The organism is Glycomyces endophyticus (genome assembly GCF_039531525.1).
In the GTDB taxonomy this organism is placed as follows: domain Bacteria; phylum Actinomycetota; class Actinomycetes; order Mycobacteriales; family Micromonosporaceae; genus Glycomyces; species Glycomyces endophyticus.
Genome location: NZ_BAAAQF010000004.1, coordinates 430,269 through 441,815 on the forward strand (window position 1 = coordinate 430,269; position 11,547 = coordinate 441,815).

The 11,547-nt window shown below is 71.9% G+C and carries 13 protein-coding genes and 1 other RNA gene; 6 read left to right on the forward strand and 8 right to left on the reverse strand.

Features of this window, described 5'->3' with window-relative positions:
* Window positions 1-62: 62 nt before the first annotated feature.
* On the reverse strand, window positions 63-1,823 hold the full coding sequence (locus tag ABD419_RS05140) for an NAD+ synthase (protein ID WP_344482648.1): 1,761 nt from the start codon (window positions 1,821-1,823) through the stop codon (window positions 63-65).
* Between the two features lie 71 nt (window positions 1,824-1,894).
* Window positions 1,895-2,653: a sulfite exporter TauE/SafE family protein gene (locus tag ABD419_RS05145; protein WP_344482651.1), complete on the reverse strand. Its 759-nt coding sequence runs from the start codon at window positions 2,651-2,653 to the stop codon at window positions 1,895-1,897.
* Window positions 2,654-2,684: 31 nt separating this feature from the next.
* Here ABD419_RS05145 and rnpB point away from each other — a divergent pair.
* Window positions 2,685-3,071, forward strand: an RNA gene (gene rnpB / locus ABD419_RS05150) — RNase P RNA component class A.
* Between the two features lie 3 nt (window positions 3,072-3,074).
* Here the strand turns inward: rnpB and ABD419_RS05155 are convergent.
* From ABD419_RS05155 to ctaC, 4 genes are all read right to left on the reverse strand, one after another.
* A complete protein-coding gene (locus ABD419_RS05155; protein ID WP_344482654.1) occupies window positions 3,075-3,743 on the reverse strand; it encodes a hypothetical protein in 669 nt (222 codons plus the stop codon).
* A gap of 75 nt (window positions 3,744-3,818) precedes the next feature.
* Window positions 3,819-4,286 (reverse strand): NUDIX hydrolase, encoded by a 468-nt coding sequence (locus tag ABD419_RS05160; protein WP_344483442.1) that lies wholly within the window; start codon window positions 4,284-4,286, stop codon window positions 3,819-3,821.
* Between the two features lie 148 nt (window positions 4,287-4,434).
* Window positions 4,435-4,881 carry a cytochrome c oxidase subunit 4 gene (locus ABD419_RS05165; RefSeq protein ID WP_344482657.1) on the reverse strand — a complete coding sequence of 149 codons (447 nt, stop codon included), beginning with the start codon at window positions 4,879-4,881 and terminating at the stop codon, window positions 4,435-4,437.
* A gap of 10 nt (window positions 4,882-4,891) precedes the next feature.
* Window positions 4,892-5,812, reverse strand: coding sequence for an aa3-type cytochrome oxidase subunit II (gene ctaC / locus ABD419_RS05170; protein ID WP_344482660.1), 921 nt, complete (start codon window positions 5,810-5,812; stop codon window positions 4,892-4,894).
* A 140-nt stretch (window positions 5,813-5,952) separates the two neighbouring features.
* On the opposite strand from ctaC, the gene ABD419_RS05175 reads away from it, so the two are divergent.
* Both ABD419_RS05175 and ABD419_RS05180 read left to right on the forward strand, forming a co-directional pair.
* Complete coding sequence (locus ABD419_RS05175; RefSeq protein ID WP_344482663.1) at window positions 5,953-7,077, forward strand: cysteine desulfurase family protein; 1,125 nt, start codon at window positions 5,953-5,955, stop codon at window positions 7,075-7,077.
* Window positions 7,078-7,230: 153 nt separating this feature from the next.
* On the forward strand, window positions 7,231-7,833 hold the full coding sequence (locus ABD419_RS05180; protein WP_344482666.1) for a superoxide dismutase: 603 nt from the start codon (window positions 7,231-7,233) through the stop codon (window positions 7,831-7,833).
* Between the two features lie 65 nt (window positions 7,834-7,898).
* On the opposite strand, the gene ABD419_RS05185 is transcribed toward ABD419_RS05180, so the two are convergent.
* Together ABD419_RS05185 and ABD419_RS05190 are read right to left on the reverse strand one after the other, a co-directional pair.
* The gene (locus ABD419_RS05185) at window positions 7,899-8,783 is read right to left on the reverse strand and encodes a Vgb family protein (RefSeq protein WP_344482669.1); all 885 of its coding nucleotides are present in this window, start codon (window positions 8,781-8,783) and stop codon (window positions 7,899-7,901) included.
* 73 nt (window positions 8,784-8,856) lie between these two features.
* Entirely contained in the window at window positions 8,857-9,438 is a 582-nt protein-coding gene (locus tag ABD419_RS05190) for a hypothetical protein (protein ID WP_344482672.1), read from the reverse strand.
* Window positions 9,439-9,594: 156 nt separating this feature from the next.
* On the opposite strand from ABD419_RS05190, the gene ABD419_RS05195 reads away from it, so the two are divergent.
* The 3 genes from ABD419_RS05195 (at window position 9,595) to ABD419_RS05205 (ending at window position 11,545) form a co-directional block, all read left to right on the forward strand.
* Window positions 9,595-10,128: a hypothetical protein gene (locus ABD419_RS05195; protein ID WP_344482675.1), complete on the forward strand. Its 534-nt coding sequence runs from the start codon at window positions 9,595-9,597 to the stop codon at window positions 10,126-10,128.
* 103 nt (window positions 10,129-10,231) lie between these two features.
* A complete protein-coding gene (locus tag ABD419_RS05200; protein WP_344482678.1) occupies window positions 10,232-10,657 on the forward strand; it encodes a toxin-antitoxin system YwqK family antitoxin in 426 nt (141 codons plus the stop codon).
* A 24-nt stretch (window positions 10,658-10,681) separates the two neighbouring features.
* Entirely contained in the window at window positions 10,682-11,545 is an 864-nt protein-coding gene (locus tag ABD419_RS05205; RefSeq protein WP_344482681.1) for a metallophosphoesterase, read from the forward strand.
* Window positions 11,546-11,547: the final 2 nt, after the last annotated feature.

Genomic DNA, 11,547 nt, shown 5'->3' on the forward strand with positions numbered 1-11,547 from the left:
CACGCGTCCGCAACACCGATGTGACAAATCACCCCGGGGAGGTCCCCCGGGGCGATCCGCCGTCAGGCCCGGCCGGGGCGCCCCCGGAACCGGTTGGTGATCGGCAGGCGCCGGTCGCGGCCGAAGGACTTCACGGTGATCTTGGTGCCCGGCGCCGACTGGCGCCGCTTGTACTCGGCGTTGTCGACCAGGCCCGCGACGCGCTGGACGACGTCGGCCGGGTAGCCCTGCTCGACCAGGTCCTCGCGGCCGGCGTCCCCGTCGACGTACCCGGCGAGGATGCCGTCCAGCACCTCGTAGTCGGGCAGCGAGTCGGAGTCCTTCTGGTCGGGCCGCAGCTCCGCGCTCGGCGGCTTCAGGATCGTGTTCTCGGGGATCGGCTCGGTCTCCCCGAGGCTGCGGGCCTTCTCGTTGCGCCAGGTCGCGAGCGCGTAGACGAGAGTCTTGTAGACGTCCTTGATCGGCGCGAACCCGCCGACGGCGTCGCCGTAGATCGTCGAGTAGCCCACGGCGTACTCGCTCTTGTTGCCCGGCGCGAGCACGAGGTGCCCGTGCTGGTTCGACAGGGCCATGAGCAGCGTCCCGCGCACGCGGGCCTGGAGGTTCTCGACCGCGAGGCCCGAGACGGCGACCTCCGAGAGGTAGGCGTCGACGATCGGCTGGATCGCCTCGACCGAGTACTGGAGGCCGCACCGCCGCGCGAGGTCGGCGGCGTCGTCGAGCGAGTGGCCCGACGAGTACTGGCTGGGCATGGACACGACGTGGACCTTGTCGGCGCCGATCGCGTCGCGCGCGAGCACGGCGGTCAGGGCCGAGTCGATGCCGCCGGAGAGCCCGAAGATCACCGACGAGAAGCCGTTCTTGCGCACGTAGTCGCCCAGGCCCAGGCGCAGGGCCTCCCAGACCTCCTCCATGCGGTCGAGCTCGGCCGCGAACGGCGGCTCGATGCGGGTCGCGACCGCCGCGGGCTCTGCCGAGACGACGTGCAGCGAGGTGCTCATCGCGGTCGCCGAGTGGTTCGCGACGCCGCCGTCCGCGGCGGGCGCCAGCTCCAGGTCGGTGACGAGCAGCTCGGAGCCGAAGCGGCGGCCCGAGGCGAGGAGGCGGCCGTCGGGGGCCGCGATGAACGAGCCGCCGTCGAACACCAGCTCGTCCTGGCCGCCCACGATGTTCAGGTACGCGACGGGCGCGCCGACCTCGGCGGCCCGCTCCCGGGCCACGGCCAGGCGCCGCTCGTGCTTGCCCTGCTCGTACGGCGAGGCGTTCACGTTGACCACCAGACCGGCCCTGGCCTGCGCGGACGCGGTGATCGGGACCCCGCCCCACAGGTCCTCGCAGATGGTGAAGGCGACGTCGACGCCGCCGATGCGCGCGAGGTGCAGCTCGTGGCCCGGCACGAAGTACCGCTCCTCGTCGAACACCCCGTAGTTCGGGAAGTGGCGCTTGTAATAGCGGAACAGGACCTTGCCGTCCTGGATCAGCGCGAGCGCGTTGCGGATGCCCCGCCCGCCGACCGCGCCGATGTTCGCGGGGATCGGGCCGTCGGCGTCCAGGTATCCGACGGCGACCGGCAGCGCGCCGTTCCCGTCGGCGGCGAGTTCGCCGGCGAGCCGTTCGAGGCGCTCGCGGCTGGCCTCCACGAAGGAGTGGCGGAGGGCGAGGTCCTCCACCGGGTAGCCGGTGAGGGACTGCTCCCCGGTGGCGAGCAGGTGCGCCCCCGCCGCGGTCGCCGCGGTCGCGGCGCTGCGGATGAGGTCGGCGTTGCGGTCGAGGTCGCCTACGACCGGGTTGTCCTGGGCGAGTGCGATACGGAGCGTCGGCATGGGCCTATTCTTCCGCGTTTTCGCACGCGGTGTCGTGTGACTTGCGCGAAGTCGTCGCTTTCGGACCGCCGCTACAGCGACCGGACGAGCAGGATCCCGGAGAGGACGAGGCCGTACACGACGATGGCCCAGCGCAGCGGGCGCTCGGGGATGCGCTGGAAGATCCTCGCGCCCACGTACCCGCCGAGGAAGGTCGCCGGGACCAGCACGCCGATGGCCCACCAGGCGACGTCGGCCCACACGCCGTACATGACGCTGGTGACGACGCCGACGATCGTCGTGCAGAAGTTCTTGAGCGCGCCGACCTTGGCGAGCTTCTCGGAGACGCTCATGGCGATGACGGCCATGAGGATCAGGCCGAGCGCGGCGTTGAAGTAGGAGCCGTAGAGGCAGCCCGCGAACACCCCGGCGTGCAAGGCGACGGGGTGCAGGTCGCGGCCGCCGTTCAACGCGGTGACCTTGCGGTTGATCCAGGGCCCGACGGCCATGAGGAGCGTCGCGGCGAGGACCAGGAACGGGACGATGGCCTCGAACACCGAGTGCGGGGTGTTGAGCAGCAGCAGCGCGCCGCAGACCGAGGCGGCGAGCGCGGTCGGGATCAGCGCGAAGGCGCGGCGCTTCTGGGGAGCGAGGTTCTCGCGGGACCCGAAGGCCGCGGCGGCGTAGGCGGGGGCGACGGCGATGCCGTTGGTGGCGTTGGCCTGCAGCGGGGGCACGCCGACGGCCATCAGCGTGGGGTACGTGATGAGCGACCCGCCGCCCGCGACGGCGTTGAGGCCGCCGCCGAGCAGGCCCGCGAGCACCAGCAGGGAGACCTCTATCAGATTCATGGCTCACGCAGCGTACGCTTGACCGCTGGAACGAGATGGCCAGGCGGTCGCGGCAGTGACGGGAGACCACTACTGTCGAGGAACGTCCGGGCTCCACAGGGCAGGGTGGTCGCTAACGGCGACCCGGGGCGACCCGCGGGACAGTGCCACAGAGAACAGACCGCCGGCTTCGGCCGGTAAGGGTGAAACGGTGGTGTAAGAGACCACCAGCGCCGCCGGTGACGGCGGCGGCTCGGTAAACCCCACCCGGAGCAAGGTCAAGAGGGGCCCTTCGGGGCCCTGCGTGAAGGCCCGAGGGCGGCCCGCCCGAGCCCGAGAGGGCGCCTTCACGGGTAGACCGCGCGAGCGCGCCGGCAACGGCGCGCCTAGATGGATGACCGCTCAACGACAGAACCCGGCGTATCGGCCATCTCGTTCCCACTCACACGACCACCAGCATCAGCAGTGCGAATCCGAAGCCGATGGCGGCTCCTGCCGCCGACGAGATGAGGCCGACGAGGACCTGGTCTCGGTTGGCGGTCCAGAACCGGCCGGTGTGGCGGCGGTACTCGGGGACGAGCTGGTTCCGGTTCCCTCCGGCGAGGATCAGCGACACCCAGACGATGGTGGGTGCGAGGACGATCGCGTTCCACACCAGGATCAGGACCTCGGTCGCCACGCCCGCTCTGGGGACGAAGGTGTTCGGAGCGAATGCGACGACGGCGGCGGCGAGCAGGACCGCGATCGCCGTCGTCTTGGACTGGGATCGGCGCCGGCGGCGTTCGAGCACGGCCCGGACGCGGGAGAGGGCCGCCTGGTCGCGGTCGGTGTCGCCCTCGGCCGCGATGACGGCCAGGCCTCGGGAGACCCGGATGTGGATGCCGCCGTCCTCGCTGCTCGCCGTGATCTTGACCTCGTGCAGGGGCGCGGTGAAATGCTCGCGGATCTCGGCGACCGAGACCATGTCGTACTCGCCGCCGTCCTCCTCGGCGGTCACGGTGAGACTCCGTTGGTCGTAGTGCTGCACGGCCTCGACCATGCGCTCCAGGTCTTCGAGGTGGAGTCGGACCGACCCGAACGGCTCGAAGGTGCTCTTGATCCGCTGCTGCATCAACGGCCTCCGTCTTCGGAAGGGGGACTTGGCAACAGGCTAGCGGCATCCCGCTGGGAACGGGGTCCAGAGAGGTCAGGCCGAGGCCGGGGGTTCTGCTGCGGGGTCGGAATCGGCGAGGGGGCCGAGGCCGTAGTGGGACAGGAGCTTGGCGGTCGCGCGGGTCATGTCGGGGAGGGCGTCGGCGGGGTGCCAGGCGGCGTCCCAGACCTCGTGGCCGTCGACGAGGACCTCGGTGGTCTCGGGGTCGCGGACGAGGCGGAAGACGTTGTCGACCCAGCGACCGTTGGTGTGGACGACGGCGTTGGGCAGAGCAGGGAGGAGTTCCGCGAGGTCGGCCTCGATGCCGGTCTCCTCGGCGAGCTCGCGGCGGGCGCCCTCGACGGGCTGCTCGCGGCGGTTGAGGAGGCCCGCGGGGAGGGACCAGCGCTTGCCGGGGGGCTGCTTGAGCATCAGCAGGTGCGTGCGGTCCTCGTCCATGACGAGGACGACGGAGCCGAGGGTGTAGGTCGGCGTGGCGATGCGGACGATCCGGCGGCGCATCGGGTGCGGGAGGCTGTAGAAGACCGTGCCCACGAAGCGCCGCAGCAGAGGCGCTTTCCGGCGCCGCACAGAGGGAGTCACCCGCCACACCCTACAGACGCGCGGAAGGCCCGGAGCATGGCGCTCCGGGCCTTCTGGCGTGGTCTTGCTACTGCGGTCCGAGCTTGCGGGTGCCCGTGTAGTACTCGTAGGTCAGGCCGCCGACGGCGAACAGGACCGCCACGATGCCGGCGGTGATGAGCCAGACGAGCCAGAAGACGAGGCCGAGGCCGGTGAGGACCGCGGCGAGCGCCAGGCCCAGGGGCCAGTACGAGCCGGGGCTGAAGAAGCCGACCTCGCCCGCGACGTCGGAGATCTCGCCGTCGGGGCGGTCCTCCGGGCGCGGGTCGATGCGGCGGGAGATCACCCAGAACACCAGCCAGACCATGCCGGTCAGGAGGCCCGAGAAGATCAGGGCGACGGTGCCGACCCACTCCACCTGGTTCGGGACGCCGTAGGCCGGGTTCTCGTTCAGGTAGGTCCAGTAGCCGTATCCGGCCGCGAAGATGAACATCGTCACGGCCACGATGGCGAACAGTTTGTTCTCGGTCTTCATCGCTGGTCCCCTAGCTCGCTTCGCCCGAGGCCGGGTCGGTGTTGAACGGGTGGGTCGTGGTCGCGTACGGGTCCTGGCCGATGAGCTCCAGCGCCTCGGGGGTGGTCATCCCCTCGACGCGGGCGTTCACGAAGGCCTCGTAGTCCTCCGGCGAGACGACGCGCATCTCGAAGTTCATGAAGGCGTGGTAGGCGCCGCACAGCTCGGCGCAGCGGCCCACGAAGGTGCCCTCCGAGTTGAAGTCGACCTCCCAGCGGGTGGTCTGCGCGTCGGAGCCGGGGATCAGGTCGCGCTTGAAGAGCATGTCCGGGACCCAGAAGGAGTGGATGACGTCCTCGGCGTTGCCGACGAAGCGCACGTCCTCCTGGTTGGGGACCACGATGATCGGGATGTAGTCCGAGTCGCCGGTCTCGGTGACGGGCTGGCCGTCGGCGCCGGTCAGGGCCTCGCAGTTCTCGTCCGTGTACGTGAACTGCCAGTTCCACTTGAACGCCGTGACCTCGGTGCAGGCCGTCGGCTGGTCGCTCATCTCCGTGACGTTGTCCTGGACGACGACCGTGTAGTAGAACAGGATGCCGATGAGCACGAACGGCAGCGCCGTGAAGGTGAGCTCGGCGGGGAGGTTGTACTTGGTCTGGCGGGGCAGCTCGGTGTCGCTGTCCTTCTTCTTGTACGCGGCGATGCACCAGAAGGTCAGGCCCCACACGATGAGGCCGACCGCGAGCGCGGCGACCGTCGACCCGATCCACAGGTCGAACATCTGCTGCGCCTGGTCGGTGGGGCGGGTCCGCGGCCAGCCCAGGTAGAAGGCGTCGTCAAGGCTGCACCCCGTGAGGAGGAGTGGGAGCAGCGCGGCGGTCGCGGTGAGACCTATCGCGCGGCGGGCTCGGCCGCGACGTTCTCGGGACGGTGTTCCGACCACCTGTCTCATGCCTTTCTCAGCGCTCGGCTCCGCGTTGGCCGCCGGGCAGGCGGTATGGCACGGACTTGACGGCAAGAGCCTACTGCTTGGCTCGTGAAGCGGGGCGCAAGGGGTTGGGTTCGGGTTCGGGTGTCTTCTAGATTGGAACCGTGACCGAGACCTACTTCGACGGCGCGACCGCTCAGCCGGTCCATCCGGCGGCCCGCGACGCCTATGCTGCGGCTTTGTCGGAGGGCTGGGCCGGACCGGGCAGACTGTACACATTGGGCCGGCGATCCCGGATGCTGCTGGAGGCCGCACGCCAGTCGGCGGCCGCCGCGCTCGGGGTGAGTGCCGATGAGGTCACTTTCACATCGAGCGGGACACAGGCCGTGCACGCGGGCGTACTCGGCGTCATCGCGGCCCGCAGCGAGCCCGGACCGCTGGTGTACGGCGCAGTCGAGCACTCGGCGGTGCTGCACGCGGCCCAATGGCACGAGGCGCGCGGGGGCCGGTCGGAGGCCGTCCCCGTGGACCGGCTGGGCCGGGTCGACGCCGATCCGCTGGCCGGGGTCGAGGGCGGCGACGACGCGTCGGTGCTGGCGGTGCAGTCGGCGAACCACGAGGTCGGGACCCGGCAGCCGGTCGCGGCGATCGCCGCGAACTCGGGCGGGGTGCCGCTGGTGGTGGACGCGGCGGCGAGCCTGCCGTGGGAGCCGGTGCCCGAGGGCTGGTCGGTGCTGGCGGCCAGCGCGCGGAAGTGGGGCGGGCTGGCGGGGGCCGGCGTCCTGGTGGTGCGCAAGGGGGTGCGCTGGCGCAACCCGTTCCCCGGGGAGGACTCGTCGGTGCGGGAGGCGATCGGGGAGGTCGACGTGCCGGCGGCGGTGGCCGCGGCGGCGTCGCTGCGGGCGGTAGCGGCCGAGCGCGAGGCGCTGTCGGCGCGGATGCGGGCGCTGACGGACCTGATCCGCGAGCACATCGCGGCGACGGTGCCGGAGGTGGAGCTGCCGGGCGACCCGGTGGACCGGCTGCCGCACATCGTGACGTTCTCGTGCCTGAGGGTGGACGGCGAGGTGCTGCTGACGGAGCTGAACCGGGCGGGGTTCGCGGTGTCGTCGGGGTCGGCGTGCGCGTCGACGCGGCTGCGGCCCTCGCACGTGCTCCAGGCGATGGGGGTGCTGAGCCACGGGAACGTGCGGGTGTCGCTGCACCGGGAGTCGACGGAGGCCGAGGTGGAGCGGTTCCTGGAGGTGCTGCCGGGGATCGTCGAGTCGATCCGGCGGATGTCGCGGTGACCTTGGGCCGCATCGGTTGCGAGGGGTCCTCGGACTGAGGTCCTAAGACGATCGGGATCACGGGGCGACCCGTGCCGCCTTCTATTGCAAAGGACTTGCAGTTGTGAAACTGTGGCGACAGTGTTCGAACTGCCGCGACAGAGAGAGGCGACGATGACCGTCTACACGCTTCCGGACCTGCCCTACGACTACGGCTCGCTGGAGCCGCACATCAACGGGTACATCCTCGAGCTGCACCACGACAAGCACCACGCGGCGTACGTCAAGGGCGCCAACGACACCCTGGAGCGGATCGCCGAGGCCCGCGACAAGGGCGACTTCGCCGGGATCGTGGGCCTGGAGAAGACCCTCGCGTTCAACGTCTCCGGTCACGTCCTCCATTCCCTCTACTGGGAGAACATGAGCCCCGACGGCGGCGACCGCCCCGAGGGCGACCTCGCGGAGGCGATCGACGAGTACTTCGGGTCGTTCGAGGGCTTCCACGGGCAGCTGTCGGCCGCGACGACCCTCGTCCAGGGCTCGGGCTGGGGCGTGCTCTCGTACGAGCCGACCTCCAAGCGCCTCATCGTGGAGCAGGTCTACGACCACCACGGAAACGTCGCGCAGACCTCGGTGCCGCTGCTGGCGTTCGACGCGTGGGAGCACGCGTACTACCTGCAGTACAAGAACGTCCGCCCCGACTTCGTGAAGGCGATGTGGGAGGTCGTGAACTGGCAGGACGTGGCCGCGCGCTACGAGGCCGCCAAGCAGGCGTGAGGAACTCCGGGCCGCGTCCGCACCCCCCGTTGCGGACGCGGCCCGGTCGCGTCCCCGGCCGGGCGTCAGACGGCGGTGCAGCGGGCGAGCGAGCCGTTCTCGAGCGCGGCCCAGACCGCGCCGTCGGGTCCGGCGGTGAGGCCGTGGGGTTCGCTGTCCGGCACGGGCAGGCCCCGGAGATTGATCTTGCCCGCGGCGGTGATGCGGCCGATGCGGTTGGCGCCCCACTCGGTGAACCAGAGCGCCCCGTCGGGGCCGGTGGTGATCGCGTGGGGGCGGGAGGCGCGGTCGGGCAGGGGGTGCTCGACGATCGTGCCGGCGTCGTCGATGCGGCCGATCTGGCCGGCGCCGATCTCGGTGAACCAGACGGCCCCGTCGGGCCCGGCGCAGATGCCGACCGGCGCGGCGTCGGCGGTAGGGAGACGGTGGACGTCGAAGTCCCCGTCGACGGTGACGCGCCCGATCGCGTTGGCGGCGTTCATGGTGAACCAGAGGGCGCCGTCGGGTCCGGCCGCGATCGCCGCGGGGGACGCGTCCTTGACGGGGATGCCGAAGTGCGTGATCGCCCCGGTCGTGGTGATGCGGCCGATACGGTGCAGCCCGCCGTCGGTGAACCAGAGGGCGCCGTCAGGCCCTGCGGCGATCCCGAACGGGCGCGCGCTGCGGCTCGGGAGGTCGAACTCGGTGACGTCGCCGCGGGCGGTGACGGCGCCGATGCGCCCGGCGAGGCCGGTGAACCAGAGCGACGCATCGGGGCCGGTCGTGATCACCAAGGGGTCGTATTTGGGGCTGAGCGCGAAGTACTCGGGTTCGCCGCCGGGCGCGAGGCGTCCGATCTGCGCACTGTGGACGAGCGTGAACCACAGGGCCCGATCGGGTCCGGTGGTGATCGCGTACGGGCCGCTCTTGTCGTCGGCGACCTGGACGGTGGTGATGTCGATGCGGGTCAAGAGGTTCGCTCCTATCCGTTGCCGACGGGAGACGATACCCGGCGGCGCGGCGGGGCGCACTCGACTTCCGCGGTCACCAGCGCAGGTCGGCGTCCTCGCGGTGCTCGGCGCGGGCGCGGAAGTGGCCGGCCGCGAGGAGGCCGGCGATGACCGGCAGGCCCGCGGCGGCGGCGATGAGCGGGAGCTGCTCGGCGGGGCCGTACCAGGCGGGCGCGGCGTCCTGGAGCATCGCGGTGAGCTCGTAGCCGGCCCAGTCGCCGAGGGGGAGGCCGTCGGCGAGCTTCGTGAGGCCGAACCAGGCGAGGGCGGCGGTCCCGGCGGCGCTGAGGAGCCCGTTCACGGCGACCGCCCACTGGGGACCGAAGCGGATCGCGACGGCGAGGCTGGCGAACAGGACCGCGGCGGCGAGGTAGGCGACCGCGGAGTCGGTGAAGCGGAACCTGACGATCTCGTCGAGGTGCAGCAGGTACAGCTCGACGAAGTCGTCGCCGCGGGCGCGGAGCCGCTCGGCGGCGCCCGCGCGGGCCTCGGCGGCGGCGATCCAGACGGCGACCGCGCAGACCATGGAGACCGCGGCGATCACCGAGGTCACCAGGAAGGCCGCCCGCGAACGGCGCGGGGCGGGGTCCGGGAACCCGGTCAGTGGTCGGAACAAGGAAGTCTCCGATCATCGGCTGCGCGAACCTCCATCCTACGAGGTCGCGCACACATGGTCCAGTTCGCCGGGGGCGGCACGGCTCACGCCGGGCCGGCCGCCGCGGGCTTGTAGGCTGGGCCGAGCCCGCCCCCGCACCTCGCAGATCGGCCCCCCGTGACCCCTGAATTCCTCCGCGACGCCGCCGGCACCGCCGCCGTCTTCGGCTTCTTCGCCATGGCCTGGTTCGGCTGGGCGCAGGAGCGCCCGCCCGCGAAGTGGCTCCTGTCCCTGCGCGTCGGCTCGGTCCTCAGCGGCCTCACCGCGGTCGCCGGCGGCCTGCTGCTGTGGCGGCACTGGAGCGACGGCTCGGTCATCGACGCGAGCGTCGGCCCGAAGTTCGGCATCCTCGTCGGGATCGAGTTCGCCCTCGCCGGCCTCGGCTGCGCGGTCCTCGCGGCCCGCAAACGGGCCGACCTCATGTCCGCCTGGATCGCGTTCGTCGTGGGCGTGCACTTCTTCCCCGTCGCGGTGCTCCTGGAGATCCCCGCGCTGCACGTCACGGCCGCGCTCGTCTCGATCGCCTCCGTCGCATCGGTGTTCGTCGCCAGGGCCCGCTCGCTCGCCGTCAGCGCCGTCGTCGGCGCGACCACCGGCCCGATCCTCCTCGCCTCCGGACTCCTCGCCCTCGCGGACGCCCTCACCCGCTGACGCCCGGAATCGCCACGGGCGCGGCACCGCTCCACCTAGGCTCGGTTTCAGACCGCGGATACGCGGTACCCGTGGCGCACCGAGCGAATCGAGAGGCGGGGCAATGACCGCGCGAGCGACACCGAAGCCCGAGGACTGCCCGAACGCGGTCGACGACCAGGGCCGCAAGACCGGCCTGTGGGCCGACCGCGACCAGCACGGCGGCCACATGATCGGCGAGTACGAAGAGGACCTCCGCCAGGGCATGTGGCGCCACTACTCCGACGGCGGCCGGCTCCGCTCCGAGGGGCCGTTCCGCGACGGCCTCGTCGCGGGCCGGTGGACCTGGTGGCGCGCCAACGGCGAACTGCTCCAGAAGGGCGGCTTCGACGACCTCGAGGCGAAGCACGGGCTCTGGGAGCGGTGGAACGCCGACGGCGCCCCGATCGACCGCGGCGAGTACGAGCACGGCGAGAAGACCGGCGAGTGGACCGCGTTCAACCCCGACGGCTCGGTGAAGAAGTCGGTGCAGCACCGCCCCCGCGGCTGACACCGGTCCCGATAGCCTCAGCGGATGAGGGTTCTGCATCTTTCGGACACGCACCTGACCGGCGACGGCGCCCCGCACCGCACCGGCGTCGACGCCGCCGAGGCCCTGACGGGCCTCCTCGCCCACCTCGCTCCCCTGCGGCGCATCGACCTCGTCGTGGTCACCGGCGACGTCGCCGACGACGGCTCGCCCGGCGCCTACCGGCTCGCCCGGGACCGCATCGGCGCCTTTGCCGCCGAACGCGGCGCGCCCCTGGTCTTCACCACCGGCAACGCCGACGACCGCGACGCGTTCACCGAGGTCCTCGGCAGCGGCCACCTCGACGCGGACCTCCGCGACGCCGCCGTCGACGCCGTCCACACCCCCGAGCGCGCCGCGGCCACCGCCCGCGACGGCGTCCGGCTCATCACCCTCGACACCCTCGTCCCCGGGAAGGTCCACGGCCGCATCAGCGCCGCCCAGCTCGACTGGCTCCGCGGCCTCCTCGCCGCCCCGGCCCCGCGCGGCACCGTCCTCGCGTTCCACCACCCGCCGATCCGCTTCCCCAACGCCGTCCAGGAGCCCCCGACGCTCGCCAACCCCGGCGACCTCGCCGACGCGATCGCCGGCACCGACGTGCGCGTGATCCTGTGCGGCCACTACCACCTCCAGCTCGCCGGCAGGCTCGGCGACGCCATGGTGTGGACCGGCCCGGCCGTCGTCAACCGCCGCGACCTCGGCTGCGGCGACGAGGCCGTCCGGTACGTGCGCGGCTCCGCCGCCACCCTCATCGACCTCGCCGACCTCGCGGCGCCCGTCTTCCACACCCTCCAACCCGGCGACGCCCTCCGCGAGATCGGCGGCGAGGAACTCCAGGAGGCGTTGCGCGGCAGCAGCCCCGAGGACTGACC